The organism is Rhodopirellula sp. JB055 (genome assembly GCF_043100905.1).
In the GTDB taxonomy this organism is placed as follows: domain Bacteria; phylum Planctomycetota; class Planctomycetia; order Pirellulales; family Pirellulaceae; genus Rhodopirellula.
The window spans coordinates 1-24,549 of the sequence record NZ_JBICHO010000042.1 but is presented as its reverse complement, the minus strand read 5'-3'; the positions used below and the strand labels follow the sequence as shown (position 1 = coordinate 24,549).

The window sequence follows — 24,549 nt, the reverse complement described above, 5'->3', positions numbered from 1 at the left end:
CCACAAACATCAACCAACCCACAATCCAGCAAAGTCCGCCGATTGGAGTGATCGCGCCCATCACAGGCGTGTTGGTCAAAACCAGCAAATACAAGCTGCCAGAAAAGAAAACCAGTCCCGCGATCATCAGAATGCGGATCGTTCTGAGCCACTTGGTTGGCCGCAGCGGAGCGACCGCCAGGGCCAACAACACAATCGCGTGAGCCAAGTGGTATCGGGCGCCCGTATCAAATTGCTCGACCCGGCGAGCAATCGTTTCGGGATCCAACCCGGATCGCTCGAGGAAATCCGGCAATCCATGGGCACCAAAGGCTCCGATACCGACCGCCGACGCGCCGGCCAATCCCGCCACGATCATTCCGACTCGACCGGTCGAAGATTTCGTTGCCGTCGGTGTCGTGACTAGCTCGTACGGCGAGGCGTTCTCGAAAGGTTGGGCAGACGTCATTTCACTGCCAACATTCGTTCCAACGCGATCAGACTCCACTGGGTGGTTTCCTCGTCGACGCGGATTTGGTTGACCAAGCGGCCGTCACGCAAGTTTTCGAGGGTCCAGCAAAGGTGCGTCAGATCGATTCGGTACATCGTCGCACACATGCAGACGACAGGACTGAGGAAGTGAATCTCTTGCTCAGGGTGCTCGTCCTTCAAACGATTGACCAAGTGCAGTTCCGTTCCGATCGCCCACTTGGTCCCCGCGGGTGCGTTTTTGACCGTTTGAATGATCTTGCCCGTGCTGCCACTGACGTCGGCGATGTCGTTGACTTCGCGGGGGCATTCAGGGTGGACGAGGATCTTGATTCCTTCGTGTTCTTTGCGGAACCGATCGACGTGTTCGGCGCGGAACATTTGGTGGACGCTGCAGTGACCTTTCCACAAAATCACACGGCTGGATTCAATTTGTTCGTCGGTGTTGCCACCCATTTCCAGGGCGTAAGGATCCCAGACCGGCATTTGGTCTTCTGTGATGCCCATCGTCAGCGCGGTGTTGCGGCCAAGGTGTTGATCGGGAAAGAAGAACACTCGTTGGCCGCGTTCAAACGCCCACTCCAAAACCGCTTTCGCGTTGCTGCTGGTGCAGACAATTCCGCCATTGCGACCGCAGAAGGCTTTCAAGCTGGCGGCACTGTTGATGTACGTGACCGGGATGACTTGTTCGGTGTCGATCACTTCGGACATGTCCGCCCAAGCCGCTTCGACCTGAGCGATCGCGGCCATGTCAGCCATCGAGCAACCGGCGGCCATATCAGGCAGCAGCACATCGACTCGCCGACCACCGCGAGCTTCGATTCGGTCGGGACGGTTGGCCAAAATGTCCGCCGTTTCCGCCATGAAGTGCACGCCACAGAAAACAATCGTGCGGCACGCTTGGCTTTTCGCAGCCATTTCAGACAACTGGTAGCTGTCGCCACGCAAGTCGGTGTGCTCGATCACCTCGTCTTGCTGATAGTGGTGGCCGAGGATCAGCAGTTCTTCCCCGAGTTCTTTTCGAACCGCTTCGATGCGTTGCTGAAGGACCTCATTTTCCAGCGATCGGTACGGTTTCAACGGATGCAGTGCATCCATCTCATCGTTTCCGGTCGTCGGTGGTTCAGGAGGCGTGGTGGTTGGCAAATCGACCATGGGGATTTCAATCAAAGAGGATCGGCGACGCGCCGCTTGGCGACACACCATTATTGAAACCGATCCACCTCATTGTTTCCATGCCTGCCGTTGCGAGCATGCGCTGAGACGCCGCGCCGATACCCTCGTCTGTGAGGGGACTTCGCCCGTCGGGGGACCTTTGGCGGGATCAGGTCAACGATGTGATTTGAGCGGCAATTTCCGCGACGGCAGCGATCACGGCGTCGATTTCCTCAGGATTGGTCCCGTGTCCCCCACTGATGCGAAGCGTGCCGGCGGATTCGGTCCCGAGGTACTTGTGAATGCGAGCGGCACAGTGATGGCCCGCACGCACCTCGATTCTAAACTCCGCATCCAAAATCGCGGCGGCATCGTCCGGAGGAAGGTCGGGGCCAAAATCAAGGCTGGCGATCGGAAGCGGGCCGGGGCGACCGAACACCTGAATCCCTTCGATGGCGTTCAAACCGCGGTGAAGTTGCTGAGACCGTTCCGCCAGTACCAACGCTGATTCTTGCCGCGTGGCCATGGAATCCATCGCCGCCAACCATCCTGCGATGGCGGGAAGATTCATCGTTCCAGGTTCTAGTTTTTGCGGCATGCTTGGGGGCATCTCGTCGGACCGGCCATCGTGCCCCGTTCCGCCTTGCATCCACGGTTGGATCTGATCGTGCCATTGGGGTGAGAGGGAAAGCATTCCGATTCCTGGCGGACCACCACATCCTTTGTGTGCGGGAGCCGCCAACGCATGCACTCCGAGGGCTTGAACATCGATCGGCAGGTAACCCAGCGACTGTGCCGCGTCGCAAAGAAACAGAATTTGATTGGACGCATCTCGTGATTGGTTGATCCGAGAGATTGCCTCGCCGATGTCAGCGATCGGCTGAACCGCTCCGGTCACGTTGGACACATGCGAAAGAGCGACCAAGCGCGTTGCGTCGTTGATCCTTCCGATGAGCTCGTCGACTGGAAGGGAGCCGTGTGCGTCCGACGGGACCTCTTCCAGCATTGCGTTGGCGGAATTTGCCGCCATCAGAATGGGACGCAAGACAGCGTTGTGCTCCACCGCCGAAACCAGGAGGTGTGAGTCCTTTCCGATCGCATGCGACGGACCAACCAACCCATGGATGACGGCGTTCAGTGCCGATGTGCATCCCGCATGAAAGCTGATGCACTCGGCCGATTCAGCATTCACGAAACGGGTCAGTCTAGAACGTAACGAACGAGTGAGTTCATTGGCCTTCATTGCCGATGCGTGGTTGCCTCGCGAGGCGGAGGCCCCGACGTTGGTCATGAAATCGACCATCGCTTCGGCAACGCCTTGTGCTTTTGGCCACGACGTCGCAGCGTGATCCAGGTAGATGCGATGGTTGGGATCGGACACGGGCGAGTCAGCAGCGGGAGGGGACGGCATCACAAACCTTCGGCGGTGTATCGCCAACGTTTCAAATATGCGATCAGATCCGACATTTGATCCACGGACAAGGTTTGTTCCATCCCACTGGGCATCAAAGAAGCGTCGACAGCGCGAAAGGTTTCGATGTCAGCGCGATTCACACGCCGTTGTTGGTTGCCCGCTTCGAGCAACGTGACGGATTCAGAGTCTTCCTTGTGAAGCAAACCCGATACGACTTCGCCGTCCACTGTCAAAATCTGATAGCGAGTGAAGGAAGCATCGATTGCTGCATCGGGATTCAGAACCGCGACCAGCAATGCTTCTGCGGTCTTGGTGCGGCTGTCGCTGATGTCGGGACCGACCGGATGCCCCACACCTTCCATGCGGTGACAATTCGAGCAGTGTTGCACAAACAGTTGCCGGCCATGGACAACATCGGCGGTCGAAAATCGTTCGGCGACTTCGGCGTACTGTCTCAAAACTTTGGCACGGTCTTCCGGGGGAGCAAAGGTTTGATTGGCAAGTTCTCGAATGGTTTCAACACGATGAGAACGCAGGGCATTCGCAGTGGTTGCATCGACAAACGAACGAGGCAGACGTTCCTGTTGAACCGCCGTGAGCAACCACTTCGCGGTGTCAGGGTTCGAGCGGGCATCGCGGCAAACGACGCTGCGTTCTTGGGGACGCCAAGGGTCCGGGTGCGAAACCAAGATCGAACGTGTCCATTCAGGATCGGACTTCAGCAATCCAGCCAAAATTCGCGAACGAAGGTCGGCGCTCGTGGAATCGGTGAGCCGATCGCGAAGTTCGGACGAATCGGGTGCGAGGCGGAGCAGCACCTCGACCGCGTTCTCGCGTTGTTCATGATCGAAATCTGGATCGGCCAACGTCGCTTTCGCGGTTTGGGTCACCCGAGCGAAGAAGTCCGCGTGCGGACCGTTGAACACTTTCCTTCCTTGAGCAGTGGAGTTGGCACCAAGGATCCAGCGGGCGACGAATGCGAGCGACTCATGCGGGGCATCGACGTTGGTAATCAGATCGAGAGTTTTGATCGGATCGGCTGCTGCGGAACGCTGGATCCATTCCAACAGATTGCTTTGTCGGTTTGTCGCCAGGGGGAATTCGTTCGCAGCCAAGGTGCGCCGAATGAGGTCATGCAGCATGGATGGAGGAATGGATGGAAGCAGCTTTGCCACCCAATTTGAGTCCGCTTGGTTCACAGCCAGGAGGTGCAAGGAATCCAGGATGGAATTGAAGTCTTCGGATTCAGGATCCTTCGCGATTTGCTGGCAGACTTCTGAGGCGACAAATTGTTCCAGGGCGACCCGGCGAACCAACGAGCTGCTGTCGTGTGCAAAGAGCTGGAAAGTTTTCGCGTCCCAACGACTCGTTTGCCGAGCGGCGAAGGCACGTAGGCGCGGTTCCGATTCGGTGCTGAGTCGGGAGTGTTGTTGCGGTGAGAGGTCGCCGTGTTTCGCAAGCAGTGCCGCGGTTCTCGCTTTGGTCGCCGGGTTGGTTTCGGGAGCGTTCAGCAATTCGGAAAGCGTCTCGACGACGATCCATTTGGATTCCGGGACTGTCATTCTTGACGTCAGGTACAACGTTGCCATGGATCGACGAACCGCGTCTTCGGAACGCAACGCTGCAACCGCTTCGTTGTGATTTCGTATCGGTTGAAAGCTGGGTTGGGCGTCGGATGGAAGCATGCGCCAGATGCGGCCGAGGTCGTTGCCGTGCCACGTGTCAGGGCGGTTTTTCAGTTCCTCTGGTGCCCAGTCGGGATGCTCGATCACCGCGCGAGCCATGTCGAGCACCAGCACTGATTTGCCTTGATCGGCCACCAGGTCCACTGGGCGAAACCAAGTGTGCTCATTGGCGAGCCACTCGGTTTCCGTCGGCTCTCGCGTCGCGTGCCATTCTTCGCCATCGAATCGCAGTTGTTGTCGTTGGACCAACGAACCGGTCGGTTCACAAACCAGCAACCAATTGTCGTCGACTGCCAAAACACCACAGGCGGCACTGAACTGCCCGGAGTGCAGGTGGCTGGTGGTCCAAGCGTCGCTGATCGGCCGAACCTCGGAATGTTCTCCTGCCGCAGCGATGTCCATCAACGCGTCGACGGGTGCAAGCTCGCGATCTCGCTCGATCGTGTTGATGTCGAGCACCGCCTGGATCGCTGGGTTGCGGTTGCTGCAGCCGATTCGGCGACCGAAATCATCGATCGTCAGACCGTGTTGGCTGTTGCCTGCAACCTTTCCCCAGTAGCCACCCTGAGGGTCAAAACAAAAATCATTTTGCGAAAGAGTTAGCGGTTCGGTATGGGCATCAAAACGCGAATCGACCGCTTCGATCTTTCCGCCTCGCAGTCCATTGGCGACGTAGATCAATCCATCGGGGCCGACGATGGGATGATTGGCTCGCAGTTGTTCGTTGCCAGTTGTGAAGCCGCGAAACCAAGTTTGGTGATCGTCTGCGATTCCGTCATCATCGGTGTCCCTCAGCCACGCGATTTCGCCCGCCAGCGTCACGATCACGCCATCCAGCCAGGCGTCCGGTTGGTCGGCATCCGGTTGTTCTGTGTTTCGCGTCGGCCACGGCAACACTCCGGTCGCGAAATTCAAACCTTCGGCAAATGTGGTGACTTTATCCATCACGCCATCGCCGTCGACGTCACTCAAGACACGAATCCGGCCCTGCGTCGGTTCGGCATCCTCGGCGGGTTGCGGGTAATCCGACATTTCAACCACCCACAATCGACCCTGTGGGTCCCACGCCGCGGAGACCGGGTCGATGACCATCGGTTCGGCGGCGACCAATTGCAATTTCCATCCCTCCCGCGACTTCATTTGGCGAGCGATCTCGGACGGGCTGGGGGAGGCGACGGTTTGTGCTGCCGCATGTTCCAACGGAGACGTGAAAAAGATGACGACCAGCAAAGCGGAAGCCCACAGTCGTAGTTTTTTACGAAGTGTTTTCCAAAACACTTCGAATCCGCTGAGCATCACCGCGGTGACCATTAAAGCGAGCGCGAGAGGAATCGGTGCCAGAATCATTGCGATGCATCCAAGTCCAAAGATCCATGTTGCCGGGTGCGCCATCAAGTCTTGAAGGTTCGTTACCCAATTCGCTTGCGGCGCGGTCCGCCGAGTTCGGCTGGGCTGCAAACGCAAGACAACCAACAAGCAAGCGCTGGTCAATAATAGCAGGAACCGCATGCCGTGCTGTGCCCACTGGATGGACAGAGATGGTGGGGCTGGCTTCGACCATTGCGGCGGCAGGGTTGGTTCACTGGATCGATACTGGCTGTCGATGATCCAGCGGTCCGGTTTTTGTCCCGTCAGAACAGACGACCACTGACCGTTGCCCAGTTCGGAATCTCGGTTGAGTTGCCACCAGTCATCGGTTTCATTGACGGAGTAACGCTGAATCTGCATCGCAAGGAACGACTCCATGTCCTCCCAGGAGTAAACCGAATCCAGTGGGCGGTTGGTCAGTTCAGCGGAAAGTTTCTCCAGCGAGATGGACTCATCCGTGAATGCGTTGATTGGATCGAATGCGACACCAGCGGATTGGCTCAGCAACGCGTACCGTTGAAGCCAATTTTTCATCCAAGCGGCCACTTCTTCGTCTCGACGGTCCGCCAATGAATCGGACGCGGCGGCAATGGAGCGACCCGTGTTGGTCGCCAGAATCTGCCACCTTTGATCCGGGGTGATTGGTGACCAGCGACTTTCGTCTGAAGCCTGATTGCTTGTTTCGGAAGGGCTGCCATCGGGCCGATCTGAACCTGTTTTCTTCTCGTCTGCGTCGCCTGTGGTTGATCCAGAGTCAACGAAAGCCTGATTGGAAAGGGACAGCAAATCGCTTGCGTCGCTTTGTCGAGACAGCAGTCGTGTGAAGGTGGCATGCGGAGACGTTGGGATTTCTTCCCAAATCGGAATGGTTGATTCTTGCTGGTTGATGTTGGGAAGGCGGCGGTTGAATTCCAGCAGGACCTCAATTCCCTGACTGAGGCGGCTCAGGGGCATCAAGAATTGGAGTTTTCTGTCTGACAGTGGGATCACGTCTGCTGGCAATCCATTGGTCCATCCCGCGACGAAACGAGCATGCTTTGGCAGGTTCAGCGTCAGGTAAGAACTGTCGCCGGGGACGATGTCAAAACGGCTGACGAGAAAACGGTCGTTCAGCAGTTGGTGATCTGCGTGCATGACAGCCGCGACGTTGTTGGTCTTCCGCAATGGTTCCAACTCCACCGACCAGTTCTCATTCGTGACGCGGAAGAAACTGTGTTCTTCGTTGTCAACGTTTACCGATTGAGTGGAGGATTGGTCAGTGCTGTCTTGGTTGGCCCCTTGCTCTTTTTCTGCGTTGGCGTTTGTTGACGTGTCGCTTGCAGGAAGATTCCATCTTGGTCGTGGCATGGGATCCACGCCGCTGGTCTCCCAGCGAATGGGCGCATTCGTCAAGCGATTGGGGACGACGATGTCAGTTCGTGATCGTTGAGATTGCAGGACTCGAATTCTGGGGACACTGACTCGCAATAAATCGCCCGCCGCGAGACGGCTGGTAAGACGGATCGAGCGGATGTCTTTGTTGGCCAAACGAATGCGGATCACCTGGCGTGCAGGACTGAGTGTTGGTTGGCGAGTGGAGGCGCAAAGCGGATGGATTTGAAGAGCGTCGCACCACCGCGACGGCATTTCAACATCCAAGAAATCAGGTGGTTGTTTGGACTTCAGGAGAAGGTCCGTTTGAGTGATCCAGCGACCTTCTTCCCAACGCAAAGAAACTCTGGCGTCCGTTTGGAACGGGTGGCGGATCGGCGACACACGGAAGCGAGCGTCGCCTAGAAAGTTCATCACGGAGTCACGGATAAACCCTTGGTAGATCAAGATTTTTCCCGCGGCGAGCATCGACGCGGGGCCTCCATCCCCGGAATTTTGGCCTTCCACCAGAGGAGGCGTGCTCCACTGGACATTGGCATTGGCTGCTCGTGAGACGACCACTTCATCCATCGATGTCACGCTCCCGATGGGATGGACAGGTTCGATCGTTATCAACGCCAACGCGTTATCGTTCGACTTTTTCAACGCGACTTGTGCCTCCACCATGACTTCCATTCCGCGCCCTTCATAGCGGATCAAAAGACAGTCCTGGTTGCCTTCTCGGACCAATTTCCATTGCCCGTTGGATGGCTCAGAAGTGGAATCGAAACGATTGCCATCCGGTTCAGCGGATGAACTCTCGTCCTCCTCGTCGATGTCGGAATTCCCGGGAGCATCGGGAGTTGTCGCTTGGCCGGCGGAAGTGAACGGGGAATTGATTGGCAACCCAGGTTGCTGGATCCGCCAGTTGAAGACCTGGGCTTTGGGCGGAAGCACAATCTTGATCATCTGAGGGCGGAAACTTTCCAAGTTCGCCGGTGGGGTGTCCTCGCCATCGGGATCAAGTGTTCCGACCACGGGATTCGTTGAGGCCGCATCCACGGTGACGGGATTGGGCTCAAAGGAGGCTTCGAGACGGATCGATTGTTGTGCTGGATCCAAGTGGATCTCATGCCGTGCTTGAAAGACAAGGTTCGCTTGCTCGATGAGTCCAATGCGAACGATCGGCGTGGTTCCCGAGCTCTTCGCGGCTCGATCCAGTCGACTGATTGAACCGGACCACTGGGCATAGAATTGTTCCGTTGGGACCCGTTCGGTACCCAACGAGGCGGGCCACAGAGGCTGCAACTCGCTGGACAGTGTCCAGGCAACCAATGTCTCCGAGAACACGGTTCGCGAATTGTTGGGTCTTGGCTTTGTGTCTTCTGGTTCCTGCCAGTGCGCGTGCAATGAAAGCCCGGGGCAGCCAAGCACTCGCTCGTCGTCCAACGCAGATTCAGGAGCAGCCACGCCGTTTGATTCCGAAGCGGTGGTTTCCGCTTCGATCGATTCGGATCCCGCTGACCAATCCGAACAGAGGTCCCAGACCAACCGAATGGGTTTGTCTGTCGAACTGACTCGCGTGAGCATCCACTGGTTTGGGGTTTCGCGAAGCAGCTTCCAGTCGCGAGAAAGCAAACGCGGGGCTGCGGTTGTTTCGGGATCAAATCGCAGGATGACTTCGCCGCCGGCGGGCGGGGTTTGCAATGGATCCAGTTCGCATTCAATAGAACAGTGTTTGGAACTGGCGTTCAACCAATAGCGACGTTTCCATTGGGACGCGTGGTTCCAAGCCACCGGAAGTTGTGTGTCGTCCGCATTGCTCTGCGGGTCCGTTTCGTTATCGATCGTCGGGGCAACACCGCTGGCAAGAGCATCGGCGGTGGCTTTGCTTTGCAAATGGATCTGCAACTGACGACACGGTCCGATCGGAAACTGATTGGACGAGATGACACCAAAACCGACCGGGCGATTCACCGCTGGCCAAGCAATGTTGTCGGTCACCACTCGGTAATTGTGAATGCGATAGTCACGACGGACCACCAAACGAGCTTGTGGCAGACTGGGCAGCTCCGCCGTGATTTGTGTTCCCGTTGCGTGATGTGATGTCTGGCATCGCAAACGAAGTTGAAGGTCGAATCGTTTGCCGGATGGAACCACGATCAGTGTGCCTGGCTGGTCGTCAGTGGTGGTCGTCAGAACACGCGTGCTTTCGTCGGGGCGAATCAGGACCAACTCTTCGATTGATTCAGGCGAAAACGGCAGGCGAAGACGACTGCTGGGGACGGATGTTTCGACTGTGAACCTTGCTGACAATTCAATCGGGAATTCGTCGCGAGCCAAACTGATTGCACGCTTGGATCGTTCCGAGGTCAAATCCAATTCGTAGTTCGTGTTCAGGAACGAAACCTGACGCACACGTTCATCGGATCGAACCAGGAACAGATCCTCGTAGAGCGATTCAGGAATGTACGCTTTGTTGCCCATGGGTTGGTTGTTGGAATCCAAAGGCACCAACACGTCACGCGTTTGGGCGGAAGCAACGTTGCCACTGATGGTGAAGGTTCCGATCATCGCCCAACCGAGCCAATTGCGCAGCAAAGCCGAGCTGGAAAAGTCGCTGGTGGGATCTTCTCCGGTGGAACGGGAAAGATTCGCAGAGCGATTTGATGGAGTCGGGCCACTCGAAGGTTGTTGGGACGATTGGTCTGACTGACGGGACGCTTGCCATTGTTGGGTCGTCAAACGCAGCAAGCTGAGTGTCAAAGGCAACGCGACCCAAGCCGTCAGCGAAACGAATGCTTCTGGCCACAGGAGCATCGCAAACACACACAACGCCAAACCGCAGGCCACTCCCCAACGAGCCGCCCAGCCCGCATAGAGACTGATTGCAAGGATCACCAGCGCACCGACCCATCCGATTCCAACCACGATTTGAGAGAAAATCAAAACAGGTGCATCGGGAGAACCGAGCAGTGGAATTTGTAAACTGTCTTCCGCCGGTGTGACGCGACGTTGGGAACCCAGCGTCAGGCCGACGACTCTTAAATCGGACACCTGAGTCTGTCGCAACCAGGATTGTTCAAAGGAAGTGGTTGTCCATTCAATTTCCAAGATGGCGTCGAACGCAGGAGGATCGTTGAAGAGCAGGTGATGCTCCTTCGTCGTTTCCGGTTGAACTTTCACTCCATCGATTCGGGCTTCGATCAAGTGGGCGTCCCAAGGGAATTCAACTTCGATCGGTTGCGTGGCAAAGATTTCAAAACGGGTTCGGATTCGGTCATCGCCGCTGGCCGAAGCAATCACGTGTGTGAATTGCTGTCGCACCAGATTGGATGGCGGCATTTCGTGTTTGCGGCGAACCTGAATGATGACGTGAGGAGACGTCTCGTATCGATAACGAAAAGCCCCTGTTTTGCTGGCGGTGTTGGTGGTTGGGATTCCGACCAGGTTTCCAACTGGACGCGCCAGTTGCAAATCGGATTCGATTGCCAGTTCACATGTTTGCGAGGTTGCATCGGCCAGTCGAAACATCCCGATCGGGTGCGACGGTGCGACGGATTCTTCGTCTGTTTTGACATCGCCATGGTCGATCACATGGATGCAAGTCCCGATCAGAGCGGATTGGTCATTGAAATTTCGCGGAACAGGAATGCTCCACTCAAACCATCCACCGGTTCCTGCTGGTGAAGGGACGGGCGCGGTTGTCGGGGTGAAAGGGGATGATTCGCTCGGCGGTTCCGTTGGCGACTTCATCGTTTGACGTGGTACCCACCGCCGGGTGATTCGTTCTTCGTCGACGGAATTCAACGCGGAAGACGGGGACAGGCGAGTCTGCCATGTCATGTTTTCTGGTGATGATTGTTCCGATCGGGCGGCCAGTCTCACTTTGACGAACCGTGATGTCTGCGGCAGACCTTCGACTTGCACCTCCACCCGTTGTTGAATGTCGTCGCGAACCATTGACAGATTGGTTTGGCATGAACCGATGATGGTGCTGTCGGGCGTTTCCAATGTCAGGGATGGCGTTTGTCGAATCGATTGACCTAGGACAATGGCGTCGCCTGGAAGGGGCGCGAAGAAGCGTCGTTGCTCGGCGGACAGTTCAGAGAATTCAATTCGCGAAGGTGTGATTGCGGTTTCCGCCGTCCATCCCATGTCTGCCGGTGGAATCACCGCAGCGGTCATTTGACCGGGACAATTCACGACGCGAATCATCCACAATGCGTTGACCCGAGGGTTGTTGGGATCCCGCCGGGTTTGGCCGGTGGCTCGGATTTCAAGTGTCCCTTCACCACCGGGACGAGTTTGGACTTCATCAGGGCTGGGCCAAACGGTGATCTTGCGACCTCGGCGATTGGGAGCGTTGATGGTCAACGTTCGACGGGTTTCGCCGACCGTGATCGAATCAAACGAGAAACCATTCTGAATCTCGAGTTGGATGGGAGCCAACCGGTCAGCAGCCATTGTCAAATGAATGGTGCAACGCGCTTGAATGGCGTTGTCTTGCAACAGGAATCGAGTTTGATGGTCAGCGTAAAGGAGTGATTCGGATTGAGCCAAATCGACTTCCCAGGAACTGGTGAGCGAAGACGGTGGCCATTCCCTTGCGGCCTGGCTGTCTGCTTCCGTTAATGATGATGAAAGCCGTTTCGCATCAAGCGGAGCTCGCGAAGGAGGCGGCCCAATGGCATTCCAGGTCGCAGTGGGGGATGACGACGAGTTGGCATCCTTGGTCGGCGGCAACAATTGCCAATCATCTGGCAGTTGCCAACGTGTCGCGAACAGGTGCGAGGGCATTGTCCACTGGAATTGCCAAGGCGCCGCAGTGACCACGAAGGAGCTCGGGAAGATCGGTTCCGGTAACGAGAGGGATTCGTCCTTCCCATTCAACGGAAAGGTTCCCTGGATGAGGATGACTCGCGTCTCGGAGGTGGAAGGAACTTCGGCTTCATCCAGGGATGCCAAGCGGATGATGGACGCCGATGAATTGCGATAATCCGGCTCATGTGGGTTCTTGTGCAGAGGGTGGGTGGTGAACGGGATTTCTCGTTCATCGATCTCGATCCGAGTCACATCGCCGTGCAGCCAAACCCATGGTGGAATGGAAGCGATGGGCTGTGGGTCGATGACCAATCGACACTGCCAGTTGAGAATCGATCCGTCGTGATCAAAGGTCATTCGGCAACCACGAACGATGGTGGCCGTTTGGACATCTGCGGCCGTTTGCTCCCGCGTCCGCAGTTGCAGATCCAACCGCTGAGAGCCAGCCGATTCGACGAAGATCCAGCGATCGTTTTCTGAGTCCGGTGCGTCGGTGGTATTCTCTGCGTCGTCCCGGAACCAACTTGGCAGAGCCTCCGAGGAGACTTCACGCAGGACGGCTTGTTCGCAACGCAGTGTTTGGTTGGCAGGGACTCGAATCCACAATCGCGAGATCAAAGCTTGCGGCAAGCTGAGTTCCCATCGACTGCCATCCCATGTTGGCAACGCTTGCTGTCGCCAATCCCATGCCAATGTTTGGTTGGCCAATGTTTGATCAGGGACGTCGGTGGCGATCGTGAGCAAACCGGTGTCGTCCGATTCAAAGAGGACGTTCGTGGAGTCCGTTTCAATTCCGGTTTCCCGGTCAACGGCGCGCAGTCGCGAAACGGCAAAGCTGACCTTTCCAACCGGATGTCTGTTCGCCGAGCGGGACGAGAACTTCATTCGGCTTGCTTTGCTGATCAGCGATCCGTCTTGGATCGTCGCCACCATTTCACACTGCAGGATGTCGTCCGTTGAAGACTCCTGTCCCACGTCGGCAGCTTCGTTCAGAGCTTGGGTCAGCTCGTCGGTTGCGACGGGACGAAAATCATCGGGAACCAACCTTGCGATTTGCGAACCAAACAACGAGATCCAACGCAGGGATTCGTCGTCGCGAACTAGTTGGGCGAGCTGGTTCCACTGCGCCAAACGCTCCGAGGTTGCTCTGGAGATGGGATTGGTTTCAACGGTGTCTGCGGGGGCTTTCTGTTCGGTGGGCTCCTTTGGTGAAGGTTCGCTTTCCGATGAAACTGGATCCGTTGATTCTTCCTCTGCACGGGTCTCGACGGCCGATTCACGCTCAGGAGCTTCCGCTGGAGGATCGTCCGCGATCGCCAGCGAAGTCAGCGTCATCCAGGCGACCAGGATCAGCATCCCAATCGATCTGCTCGAGCCGCAACGCATCATGATGGGGGTCCCGGGGAATGGCTCGTCGTGGCTCCCTCTTCATCCATGCCTTCATCCAACGCATTGGGAGACGATTCCAAATCGTCGTTGGAACGTTGCCCTGAGTCGACGCGGCGACGTGATGATCCGCCCAGACCGGGAATGTCCGCCGATTCAACTGCGGCGGGCCTGGACCCTGGTGAGGAACCCTGCGATTTTCGGTTCACATGCGTGGAACCATAAGGCGGAATTTTCTCGGAAGCACGTGATGCTCCGGATGGCTGCAGCACTCGCTCGGACGTTGGAGGTGAAATCAAAGCTGAGATGGCATAGAAGACGGCGACCAGAACCAATGAGATCATGATCAACTGCGCCGTGACGATCACTCCATCAGGAGCGGTCACCAAAACACCTGCCAACACGACCGCGAGCAAGATGATCGCAAACGGGTGTCGGCTCTTAGGGAACAACTGAGTCGAAGCCGCTAGCAGCAGGGACAAACTGCCCACCGCCAACCACATCAAAGTTCGTGACACGGTCAGTGCAGAAAACGCATACGGATCGCTGGAATAGAAAAGATATTGGTTGCTGGGAACCGTGAACGCAGCATTGGTCGTGGATTCTTTGAGTGACCCCAACAACGCGGCGTTGTCTTGAAACGGGAACGTGACCCATTCGAGCAACTCGGTGTCGTCGGCCAACGGTTGCCGCGACAATCTCAATTGTTCGCGTTGCCAACGCATCAAGCGTCCACAAGACGACGATGCCCAGAACAGGTGCGAGTCGGTCGGAACGGACAATTGCCAGTCAATTTGTGCGGACCCAATTGGCAACTGCATCAATGGTTCGATGTTGGTCCACCACGGACTGGCTTCGGTTTCCGTCCAAAGGCGGATATCCAGCAGGTGCAAAGAGGACGGATCAGGAACGTTCGAGGACGTTGGGCCCGCACCAGTGTTCGCCGGGATATCGATTCGCAATCCTCTGCGACTTCGTGCGGGTTCGATTCGATTCCCGTCCAATCGAGTTTCGATGCGAATGGTTTTGAGTTGTTCCGACAACCCGATCGAAATTTGACGTCCACCTTCGACCACCGCGATCAGTTGTTCGTGGCGAGTGTTTTGGCCAACGAGACTGCGAAGCACCGCTCGAGTTACACGAACAGGAGTTTCTTCGAGTGACTCCTGGCGGAATTTCAACGAAAACGGAGCATCTGGGATCGATGTCAGTGACCACTCACTGGTCTGCATGGGAGAGGTGGCTTTGTCAGACGCGACCTGCCGAATGCCTGGAAGTAAACGTTCATCGCCCACGGTTGTGATCCAAATCTGTCCCACGCCATCGGTCACCGAATTGGGGAGGCTCAGACGATAATCCTTTTCCAGTGTGACCTGGTCAGCGATTGGGGTTGGGATGGCGATCAGAATTTGGTCGGTGATGGACGGCGTTTCCATGTCCGTGGATCGGTCGGACGAGTTGCCCGCCGCATCGCCCCGCGAATTCGCGAGATTAGGATCTCGTTCTGAAGTCTCTTCGCGTTGCGAATCATCGATCGGTGCGCTCTCGAGGCTCGCCAACGTCGGTTCAGTGGGTGCTTGCTCGGTGACGGATGCAACTTCGCCGTCGTCCGTCGTGCTGTCCGTTTCCACCTTGGATTCAACGGTGGCAGGATCGGAATCGACGCGAAGCAATGACTGGGAAGCCTCGGGAGCATGAAAGAGATCACGCAGCACCGATCGCGAAATCAGCTCGATTTCATGAGTGCCCACCGACAGTCGCGGCGTCACAATTTCGTACTTGACCCAGCCATCCGAGAGAGAACGCGATTCCGATTCTCGGACCATCGCGGGCACGCCATCCACCACGGACGTCCACTGGACGCTTTGCTGGTAAGGAGTCGGGATTTCAAATTGCAGGATGCCTTCTAAATCGACGGTGCTGGTGAGCGTCCAACGTGTTTGGCTGATCCATTGGTTGCCTTGCGTGCCCATTGTGGTGCTGCCCGAGAGACTCAGACGCAACGGGCGCTCCGTGAAATTGCCAGTCACACTCCAGGGGCCGTCCACCGACAGAAGGCGAAACCGACTGGAGGAATCGTTGTTGATCCGTTGCAGGTTGTCGCTCTGTGATAGGTCCACCGACCACTGCAGTCGTTTGGCATCGGTGATGTCGAGAGTCGCTTCCGTCACCGCGCTGGACGATTCGTTGGTTTGCAGCTTGGGAAGCGCTAGGGTAAGCGGCTCGGATGCCATCGCCTCGGTCACGACGCGTTCGCAAGTGATCACATACTGGCGAGGCCACTTGCCGTCCGACGCATCGGCTTGCCACTGAACCAGACCTTCTGAAATGGAAACATCGAGTTCTGTTTCGGCTTCATCCGCGGTCAAGTGAGTCAATTGCCAGCCCGATAATTCCAGTTGCATGTCTTGCGGATCAATCCCCGCTCCACTGGATTGCACCGTCATCACCGACCGCGCCAAGCGGCGGGTGATGCTCAGCTCCATCGCAATTTTCAGGCGTTGTTGCCGCTGTTTCCCTGACAACCAAACAGGCAACTGAAACGCGTCGCGAAGAAAACGAAACGTTTGAGCTCGTTCACCGACGTTGACTGTCGTGGCATCTGACGCAATGGCTTCGACGCCCAGGCGAGGCCGCCAGCGGAGGCGGTGGTCTTCGGCTGTGACCACGGTCACCGTTCCTCGGTGACCAATGGCATCCGGGACTCGAGGCAATTGCATGGTCCAGGGTGTGGTCGCGGACGCTTCAGGAACCGGCAAACGCAATTGCAAGCGGACTTCCACGAGCGACGTCGACGTCATCGCATCGGCGCGGTCGCTGGAGAAACGCACCCGACGCGTGGAGGCAGAACCGGAAGCTTGAGACGCATCGGTTTCGCGTTTGTTTTCGATGGCGGATTGGTTTTGAGCGGCCGGTTGGTTCGGCTGGTCATTCCCCAACAGTGTCATCGTCCAACCCGAGTCCGCGACATCGATGGCGTTGCCCGTTTCAAATGCGGTATCGTCAAATGCGGTTTCGCTGACTTCGTCATTGCCATTGGTTCCCGGCGACAAGGGGCTTTCGCGGTTGTCGTCGTTGATCACCACTTCGGGACTGCCCAGCAGGACGGCTCGTTCGGGCAACTCAATGTCAAAGTTGTCCAGTTGTCCGCGCAGGTTTCGAACGATCATCCGAACTTGCATTGTGGGCGGGTCTGCTGGTGATTCCCAACGCAGGGTGGCATTGGATTCGGTTTCCAACAGACGAGCCGCTTCGGTGGCGGACGGCAACCATTGCCACTTGAAGGCAAATTCGCCGCCTTGACTGTCGATTTCAAACCGCGACCGTCGCCGCGATTCATCGTCTGATTCTCGGCGAGCCAATTGACGCAAGACTTCTCGCCCATTGCCAACGATCTCGGCGGTGATCAGCGGAGGCGAAGTGTTGCTGGATTCCTTTTGATGAGGATCAACGGACACTTCCACTCGCGTCGGCACGGTTGGCAATGACAGCGGAAGGAAACTGGTCAACGGACCCAAGCGGCGCACCCGCGTGGACATCTTCAGCTTGCAAACGCAGTCGACCGGATTGTCGGGAGAGGCCGCTTCTGCTGGAAGCACCAATTCATAGCTCAAGCCAGCATTGGATCGAGAAGAGTTTCCCAGGGCCCCGTTTCCATTGGTGACCGAAGCGGCTGGGTCCATCAATTCATCGCGAGCGGTGGATTTGGTTTGGGCAACCCGAACGAAAGCGTTTGCGAGCTCACGATCGGAGTTGTTTTCGCCTGGATTCCCCGCGGCACCGAAGTCATCGGCATTGGGCGCGGTCCGGACAATCGCCGGTTCCAGCAAATGGAAACCATTCAGGCCGAGGTCCAGAACAATCGGTGCCGAGCTGCCTTCGCGTGTGCTGCGTGGGTCAATGACGAAGTGGCAGTCCAATTCAAACTCCGCACGCTGATCGTGAACCGAACCGACCAGGTTGTTTCGCTGCAGCGTGGCCCGACGGTCTTGAACCTGAATGCCCTGCTCGAGTCGGCGCAGGCGATCGATCTCCTCGAACGACATCCGAGGCATGACGACGGGAGTTCCTGATTCATCCAAAAACAGAAACGCATCCGGAGTGATTCCGCCAGATTCGCCCCGAACCACTTCTGGGGAGGGCGTCGTGCCGGGCGGTTGTGCTGAAACGTCGTGGGACAGAACAAACGCGAACAGTAGGCAAGTGACGAATCCAAGCCAGCGTGCTCGTTCAGGAAGACTCATCGCCTTGTCGAGCAACCAACGCGTGCGGTGATCGTTCGACGCGGCATCACTTTGGGGGCCTCGTGGTTCCTTTGGGCCTGCGGGGGCATTTCGGGTCGGCGCATGAATTCGGCCCGAGTACCGATCCATCGGCATCAGGAAGCGGAGAGTCAAACGAGGCGTTGGTCCGGTCAACGGGGGCACCGTCACAGAAGAGTGGCGCGGCGATCAATCAGAAGAGGTTTCCCAGTTTACGCAAATCACGTGACCGGCAACAGCTTTTCCTGTCGAACCGGGCAACATCCGACCAACTCAAAACCCCCTGAACCGTTACGATCTGACCAGACCAACCGTTCTGGAGGGCAAAAAGAGCGGGGCCCCCTGATCAGTGCGGCTCCAAACCCTCGGCGAGATTCATCCCGCCTGACGTCGACGCCAGAGGAACCGGAGGTAGTCCAGCATCATCCATTGAATGATTAGCAGAGCGACGGGGCCCCCGAACAGGAGAAACTGGCTGACCTTTTCGTTCTCGAACCAGCCCACCCCCGCGGCACTGAACGCTGACAACGATGCCATTACAAAGGCACCATTGAGCAACAGCAAGCCACAGGACAACACCACGGAACTCAGTGAGGTCAGGCATCCGCCGGCGAAATCAGCCAAGGGCATCGAGGTCGCACCGATCCGTTCCATTTCTTCCGGAGGCGAATCAGGCCGATCCTTTCTCATTCGCGAACCTCGCCGCCCCTCAGAAACCTTCATGAAATCTTCTATCTTGCGAGATGCTGCGGGAAACACCAAACGGTAGACTGGCACGGTTTGGCGGTCACGGAACGAAATGCGAGACCGGTCGCCGTGTCTCCGGTTAGCATGGCTGCTATCGGTGGAAGAAACAACCTGCGAGTGGACCTCCCGTTTGCCTTTGACGATTCGAATGACGGTATGACCCCGGACGCCCGACGAACACCCTCGCCGATCTGCTTTTCAGAATCTCCATTGTGGTCGTTCGGGCCTGCGATCCTTGGGATGGTTCTGATTCTTATCTTGGTCGTTGGCGGGGCATCGGCATGGTTGGTTGGGTTGGTCAGTTTGCTCACCATCGGGTTGTCCTTGGTGTTCCGCCATTGGCACAACACACAACAGGACGACGCTGTTTCGGCTTATGTGCGTGACAGCAACGACGAAATTCAAAAGTGGCAAGAACGGCTTCGGTGCCTGCACGCGGAAACAAAGCAAAACGCCTCGGCGCTGTTGCAGCTCAGCGACGGCGTGATCGTGTTGGCGAAGGACTTTTCGGTTCTGTTGATCAACCCATCTGCCGTGCGGTTGTTGGGGCTGAAGAAACGCGACGCTTTGCTGGGGCGTTGTTTCACGGAGTTGGTACGTGTGCCTCAGTTGCTGGCGTCGGTTCGATCGGCTGTGAAAGAACATCAGCCGCAAGAGTTCACGGTGGAGGTGCATGACCAGGGTGTCATCCGTCCGTTGCGGGTCCGAGTGGATTTGATTGACACCGATGATGAGCCCAACTTGCAATTGTCGCTGCGTGATGAAACGGAGTCACGCCGAGTCGATGACATGCGTCGCGAATTCATTGCCAATGTTTCGCATGAACTGAAAACGCCCTTGGCCGCCATCAAGGGGTACGCGGAAACGGTGGAGTTGGCCGTCCAAGATGACCCGGATGCGGCGCTGCATTTCATGCAGCAGATCACCTCGCAATGTTTGCGGCTGGAACGATTGGTGCACGAGATGATGCAACTGGCCAGAGCCCAGGCGGGGCCAGCCAACCTGCATCTGTCCAGCGTTTCGTTGTCGGAAATTGTGGAGGATGCGATTCGGACCTACGAACCCGTCGCGGCGGCCAATGGACTGGATCTGTTGGTGGAACTGCCTGCCGACAGAGCGAAAATTATCGCGGACCGTGAGGCGACGTTGACGATCGCGAACAACCTGATTGGGAACGCCATTCGATACACCCCCACGGGAGGCGAGGTGCGGGTCTCGATCGAGGAACATGCCGAGCAATGGGCGTTGATCGTCCAAGACACCGGGGTGGGGATTCCCCCTTCCGAGCAGACTCGCATCTTTGAGCGTTTCTATTGCGGCAGTCGAAACGAAGAATCCGGGACCGGCGGCACAGGGTTGGGGCTGGCAATTGTCAAGCATCTGACGCAGGCTCAGGACGGCGACGTTTCCGTCACCAGCACTCCCGGCGAAGGTTCTCGTTTCTGCGTCTGTTTGCCAGCGGTGCAGTCGTCGACGGAATTGAATCGGGTTTAGGCGGGGCGGCAGGAATGATCGGGCAGAACCATGTGAGCCGTTCACACGTTCGTCTGGCCTGCTGAGCGCGGCTTCCGCGGGGGTTTCTTCTGATTGCGGTTGGCATGATAGGATGGTGGAGTTCTTGCTCTTCTCCGCCTGTTGACGCCGCCATGCTCCCACGAAACCTGACGCTGCTTTGTTCCGTGCTGGTCATCTCGTTCGCCTGTTACGTGATTCACCAGCGGACGCGAACCGCAATGATGGTCGGCGAAGCGCTTGAGATGATCGACCGATTCTACGTGGAACCGGTTGACCGACGGACCCTCCTGACATCGGCGATGGCGGGCATGACATCGACGCTCGACCAGCACAGCGAATACATCCCTCCGGTCAGCTACCAAACCTTTCAGGATTCGATTCAACAGGAATTCGCAGGCATCGGCATCTACGTCGATCAACCGGTGGAAAACGAACCGGTTCGGGTGATCACGCCGTTGGTGGGATCACCCGCTCTACGTGCCGGACTGATGCCCGGTGATGCAATCCTGGAAGTGGATCATGAGTACGTCGGTGATTTGGACATTCGATCCGTCAGCGAACGTTTACGAGGTCCCATCGCGACCACAGTCGAATTGTTGGTTCAACGAGACGACGAAAAAATCAAACTCAGTGTGCAACGCGACACAATCCAGTTGGAATCGGTCATCGGCGATCATCGCGATCAGAACAATGACTGGGTCTATCGCTTGACTCAACATCCCGACATCGTTTACGTGCGGATGACCAGCTTCGGTGACAAGACCGTCAGTGAACTTCGGAATGTGCTCAGCCGTCTGATTGCGAAACCTGACGTGTCGGGGATGGTTTTGGATCTGCGTGGTAATGGTGGCGGGCTGCTGCATGCGGCCGTGGAAGTTTGCGATATGTTTTTGAGTTCCGGTAAAATCGTTAGCACCAAAACTCGCGGCGGCGTGGTCGAAGACGAAGCGTATGCGACGGCGGGAACGTTGGTCCCTCCCGCGATGCCCGTTGCGATTTTGATTGACGAGCATTCTGCCAGTGCCAGTGAGATCGTTGCAGCCGCTTTGCAAGATCATGGCCGAGCGACGATCGTCGGCACGCGAAGCTATGGCAAGGGAACCGTTCAAAATATCCTTCCCTTGGAATACGGACGCAGTGCTCTGCGGTTGACGGTGGCCAAGTACTATCGCCCCAGTGACAGAAACATTCACCGTGGAGCGAACGACACCGAAGACGATGTGTGGGGCGTCAGTCCTGACCCCGGCATGGACGTGAAAGTCGCCGAAGAGGATCTGAGGCAGTTGGCTCGTTTCTGGGAAGAAGCGTCTTACCCTTCGTTGAAGAACCGAGATTTAACGGATGCGCATCTGAAGCTGGTTGATCCGGATCAGGACCTGGGGCCTGTGTCGAAAGACGAAACTGTGTCCGCAGAAAATTCAGCGGAACCGCCGGAGAACCCTTCGCCTGAACAGGATGACTCCGCTGCGAAGGATGACTCGGCGTCCGAGCAACCTCGCGCCCATTCCGCTTGGGAATTGGACACGCCTTTGCGAACGGCAGTGGAGGCGATTCGATCGGCCAACGGAGCGGTTCAAGAATCTGCCTCCGAAGGTTCTGCCACTCTGAACGCCGCGGCAGCGTGAATCGGCGGAGGGCAGATTGTCGCACTTCGCAAAGGCTTTTTTCGCAATTTGCCGTGATAAACGTGGGGCAATCGAACGTGAAACGCGTCTCGTTGGTTTGGCGGTTGTGATTCTGGATTCTGCATTGGTAAGCTAGATGCAGGGCTGGGGCGTTGATCATGCCGCTGTTTTTGTCGCGGTCCGGTCCTTCAGAATCACTTCCATTCAAAATGAGATCACCGATGAAATCGATCGTTTACGTTGTCGCCGCTTTGGCTGCCGTTGGAATCATGGTCGCCATTTCTGCTACCCCGGACCAAACACCCGAAACGGAACCAACCGCCGCTGCTGTCGTTGCCACGCCAGAAGTCATGGCCGAAGCTGGCACGATGACTTTGGAAGTGCCTGAAATGCACTGCCAATTTGCGTGCTTCCCTCGGGTTCAAGAAACCTTGGAAAAGAACGAAGCGGTCAGTGAAGTCGCTTTGGTCGATCAACCGGATCCCAATGCGCTGACAATCAAGAAAGTCGTGGTGAAGTACGACGCGGGGTTTGATGTTTCGTCGGCTTTGGCTGCATTGCAAAAAGAAGGCTTCAGCTCCGCCCAAAAGGTCCAGTAATCGGCATTGATCCGCAGTCCCCGTCCATGAGCAATCCGCCTCTTGGAATTCTGTTGATCGGCCATGGGACGCGCGATCAGCGCGGTACCGATGAGTTCTTTGAACTGGGCCGGCGTCTGGCGACGCAATTGGCCGGGCGAGCGATTGTTCAGCCCTGCCTGTTGGAGTTTCAGTCGCCGACCATCAATGAGGGTTGGCGGAGATTGCTCGAGGCCGGAGCGGAACGGATCATCGTTTCGCCGTTGCTGCTGTTCGCAGCAGGGCATGCGAAGTCGGATATCCCTGACGCGGTTGAAAAAGTCGCTCGCGAAACTCAAACGCTCGACCGAATCGCCGGCTACAGTCGCCCGATTTCACGACAGCCACACATGATCGATTTGGTTCGCGAGCGATTGATCGAATCGTTGGGATCCGCAGCAATCGACCCCGCTGGTGAATCCTCCCGACCCACGGCGGTGGTCATGGTCGGGCGTGGAAGTTTAGACCCCTGTGCCTCGTCTGACATGCGATTGTTGACCGAGGTCACTCTGCGTGGCCGCGGGAACCAGATTGCTCGCTCGGGAACGGGGGCCCAGTCGATCGCCGATTGCTATGAGATCGCTGAGGGAGGTTGCTGCACCACGTTCTACGCAATGGCTCAACCTCGATTGCCCGACACGCTGGGGCAAATGGCCGAGACGGGACGCTATGGGCGAATGGTCGTTCAGCCGCACCTGTTGTTTTCGGGGCGGTTGTACGAGGCCATCGTGCGTCAGACGGAAGAGGCCGCGGCGAAGTTCAGCGAGATCGATTTCATCGTGTCGCGATACTTGGGGCCGGATACGAAGGTGGCGGCCGCAATCGCCGATCGAATTGATTCCCTTGCATCCGAAAAGATCGGCGGTGAAGCCCTTCTTCCTTGAGAGCGATTCGGAACGCCAGTGCGAGTGGCGAACCTATGGGGCAGAGGCGTTTCAGTCAGGAAGTCGACGGCGAAAGTTGGGGCGTTTGGCTTTGGGGAGTTCCGCCTGGTGCTCCTCTTGGTGCCGGCGTCGTTCAACAGGCGAAGCGTAGTAGGTCAGGTAGGTGTCGTTGTCATCCACGCACCGCCATTCGAGACACTTGCCAGGTGCGTCGACTTTCTTCTCGCAAGCAGGCAGGATGTCTTGGTAGATCACCCGGTACAGTTGGCGATCGGACAAGTGATCGGTGTAGGTGAGCTTGATGTTTTGCGAATGCAGTTGTTGGATCGTTTGCTGCAGTTCTACCGCCAGAGCGTCGTCGTCCAACGATTCCGGCGCCGGGATTTGCAGCGGAGGGTCAAACCACTGAGCGATCGCGAGAGCGGGTGCCCGCTCCCAAGCGAGGATGGATGCCAGGTATTCATTTTCTTTCTGAAGCGGCATTCGTCGCGTGGTTGGATCGTCGATGGAATCATCGCGGTACGGCTCCAGCTCATCTCGCAGTCGAGCGTTGGTGAGAATCAAATCCACCTCGTCGATCATCGGCTGACTCGTTTCACTCATGTTCAGATACCCTTCATCCTCTAGCAAAATCGCGTGACCGGGGCCCGCGCCCCGCACTCCGTTTGATTGGTGTCGAAGCAACTTGCGGCGACACTCCCAAGCTATCCAGGCCAGCTCACGACTCAATCTGGAATTGAGCCAAAACGGCGAAGTCAAGAGATTTTTGCCCGCTCGTGTGTGTCTTGATCGCTACGAACGTCACGATTTACCACGTTTCACGCCGTTCGGGCCAACTCCCCTCCGCCTGCGGGCACAACAATTGGGCTTGGTGGCATCTTGGGCATGAATGGCTCTGCAGAAGTCTGCGTCCCAAGTTCGGGGCGGAAGCTTCGAGACCGACACGACAGCAACACGCGATTCCGCCCCGGATGGGGCCGTCGACTCCGAGCGGTATTCTGTTGTCGATTCAGCAACAAATCTTGCTATCGGATGCTGTCCTACCATTCGTTGTTCCGAAAAGTGCCCGGATTGAGACGGATTCGCATTGCTTGTCCCGCTTGGCTCGCTGAACGTTAGCCGTTGGTTGTCAAATGTCTGGTCCGCGAGTTGCGGATCCGATTTTACTCCGTCAACACCATCAAAAACTATCGCTCCGCGTGGGTTTGCTTCCTTCGCTGGTACCGGGGACCGCTGGACCAGATCAACC

The 24,549-nt window shown here is 57.0% G+C and carries 11 protein-coding genes; 4 read left to right on the top strand and 7 right to left on the bottom strand.

Features of this window, described 5'->3' with window-relative positions:
* From ACF8AM_RS01580 to ACF8AM_RS01555, 6 genes are all read right to left on the bottom strand, one after another.
* Positions 1-448: DUF423 domain-containing protein (locus ACF8AM_RS01580; RefSeq protein ID WP_392553948.1), on the bottom strand; the 448-nt coding region annotated here is incomplete at its 3' end.
* Positions 445-1,566: a quinolinate synthase NadA gene (gene nadA, locus ACF8AM_RS01575; RefSeq protein ID WP_392553949.1), complete on the bottom strand. Its 1,122-nt coding sequence runs from the start codon at positions 1,564-1,566 to the stop codon at positions 445-447. The genes nadA and ACF8AM_RS01580, both read right to left, overlap by 4 nt.
* A 226-nt stretch (positions 1,567-1,792) precedes the next feature.
* Positions 1,793-3,034, bottom strand: coding sequence for an aminotransferase class V-fold PLP-dependent enzyme (locus ACF8AM_RS01570; RefSeq protein ID WP_392553947.1), 1,242 nt, complete (start codon positions 3,032-3,034; stop codon positions 1,793-1,795).
* Positions 3,034-13,620 (bottom strand): PVC-type heme-binding CxxCH protein, encoded by a 10,587-nt coding sequence (locus tag ACF8AM_RS01565; protein WP_392553946.1) that lies wholly within the window; start codon positions 13,618-13,620, stop codon positions 3,034-3,036. The genes ACF8AM_RS01570 and ACF8AM_RS01565 overlap by 1 nt, the downstream gene beginning before the upstream one ends.
* A 29-nt stretch (positions 13,621-13,649) precedes the next feature.
* Positions 13,650-17,894: a hypothetical protein gene (locus ACF8AM_RS01560; RefSeq protein WP_392553945.1), complete on the bottom strand. Its 4,245-nt coding sequence runs from the start codon at positions 17,892-17,894 to the stop codon at positions 13,650-13,652.
* A gap of 393 nt (positions 17,895-18,287) precedes the next feature.
* Complete coding sequence (locus tag ACF8AM_RS01555; RefSeq protein ID WP_392553944.1) at positions 18,288-18,635, bottom strand: hypothetical protein; 348 nt, start codon at positions 18,633-18,635, stop codon at positions 18,288-18,290.
* A gap of 264 nt (positions 18,636-18,899) precedes the next feature.
* On the opposite strand from ACF8AM_RS01555, the gene ACF8AM_RS01550 reads away from it, so the two are divergent.
* From ACF8AM_RS01550 to ACF8AM_RS01535, 4 genes are all read left to right on the top strand, one after another.
* Complete coding sequence (locus ACF8AM_RS01550) at positions 18,900-20,153, top strand: sensor histidine kinase (protein ID WP_392553943.1); 1,254 nt, start codon at positions 18,900-18,902, stop codon at positions 20,151-20,153.
* A 152-nt stretch (positions 20,154-20,305) separates the two neighbouring features.
* On the top strand, positions 20,306-21,799 hold the full coding sequence (locus tag ACF8AM_RS01545) for a S41 family peptidase (protein ID WP_392553942.1): 1,494 nt from the start codon (positions 20,306-20,308) through the stop codon (positions 21,797-21,799).
* 221 nt (positions 21,800-22,020) lie between these two features.
* Positions 22,021-22,398 (top strand): heavy-metal-associated domain-containing protein, encoded by a 378-nt coding sequence (locus tag ACF8AM_RS01540; RefSeq protein WP_392553941.1) that lies wholly within the window; start codon positions 22,021-22,023, stop codon positions 22,396-22,398.
* A gap of 26 nt (positions 22,399-22,424) precedes the next feature.
* Positions 22,425-23,300, top strand: a complete 876-nt coding sequence (locus ACF8AM_RS01535; protein ID WP_392553940.1) for a sirohydrochlorin chelatase — start codon at positions 22,425-22,427, stop codon at positions 23,298-23,300.
* Positions 23,301-23,351: 51 nt separating this feature from the next.
* Here ACF8AM_RS01535 and ACF8AM_RS01530 read toward each other — a convergent pair whose 3' ends face one another.
* The gene (locus tag ACF8AM_RS01530; RefSeq protein WP_392553939.1) at positions 23,352-23,903 is read right to left on the bottom strand and encodes a hypothetical protein; all 552 of its coding nucleotides are present in this window, start codon (positions 23,901-23,903) and stop codon (positions 23,352-23,354) included.
* Between the last annotated feature and the right edge of the window lie 646 nt (positions 23,904-24,549).

Bases quoted from the DNA above. Each gene is read 5' to 3' on its own strand.
- ACF8AM_RS01530 (WP_392553939.1), bottom strand. From the start codon at position 23,903: ATGAGTGAAACGAGTCAGCCGATGATCGACGAGGTGGATTTGATTCTC.
- ACF8AM_RS01555 (WP_392553944.1), bottom strand. From the start codon at position 18,635: ATGAAGGTTTCTGAGGGGCGGCGAGGTTCGCGAATGAGAAAGGATCGG.
- ACF8AM_RS01535 (WP_392553940.1), top strand. From the start codon at position 22,425: ATGAGCAATCCGCCTCTTGGAATTCTGTTGATCGGCCATGGGACGCGC.
- ACF8AM_RS01540 (WP_392553941.1), top strand. From the start codon at position 22,021: ATGAAATCGATCGTTTACGTTGTCGCCGCTTTGGCTGCCGTTGGAATC.
- nadA (WP_392553949.1), bottom strand. From the start codon at position 1,566: ATGGATGCACTGCATCCGTTGAAACCGTACCGATCGCTGGAAAATGAG.
- ACF8AM_RS01550 (WP_392553943.1), top strand. From the start codon at position 18,900: ATGGTTCTGATTCTTATCTTGGTCGTTGGCGGGGCATCGGCATGGTTG.
- ACF8AM_RS01545 (WP_392553942.1), top strand. From the start codon at position 20,306: ATGCTCCCACGAAACCTGACGCTGCTTTGTTCCGTGCTGGTCATCTCG.
- ACF8AM_RS01560 (WP_392553945.1), bottom strand. From the start codon at position 17,894: ATGAGTCTTCCTGAACGAGCACGCTGGCTTGGATTCGTCACTTGCCTA.
- ACF8AM_RS01570 (WP_392553947.1), bottom strand. From the start codon at position 3,034: ATGCCGTCCCCTCCCGCTGCTGACTCGCCCGTGTCCGATCCCAACCAT.
- ACF8AM_RS01565 (WP_392553946.1), bottom strand. From the start codon at position 13,620: ATGCTGATCCTGGTCGCCTGGATGACGCTGACTTCGCTGGCGATCGCG.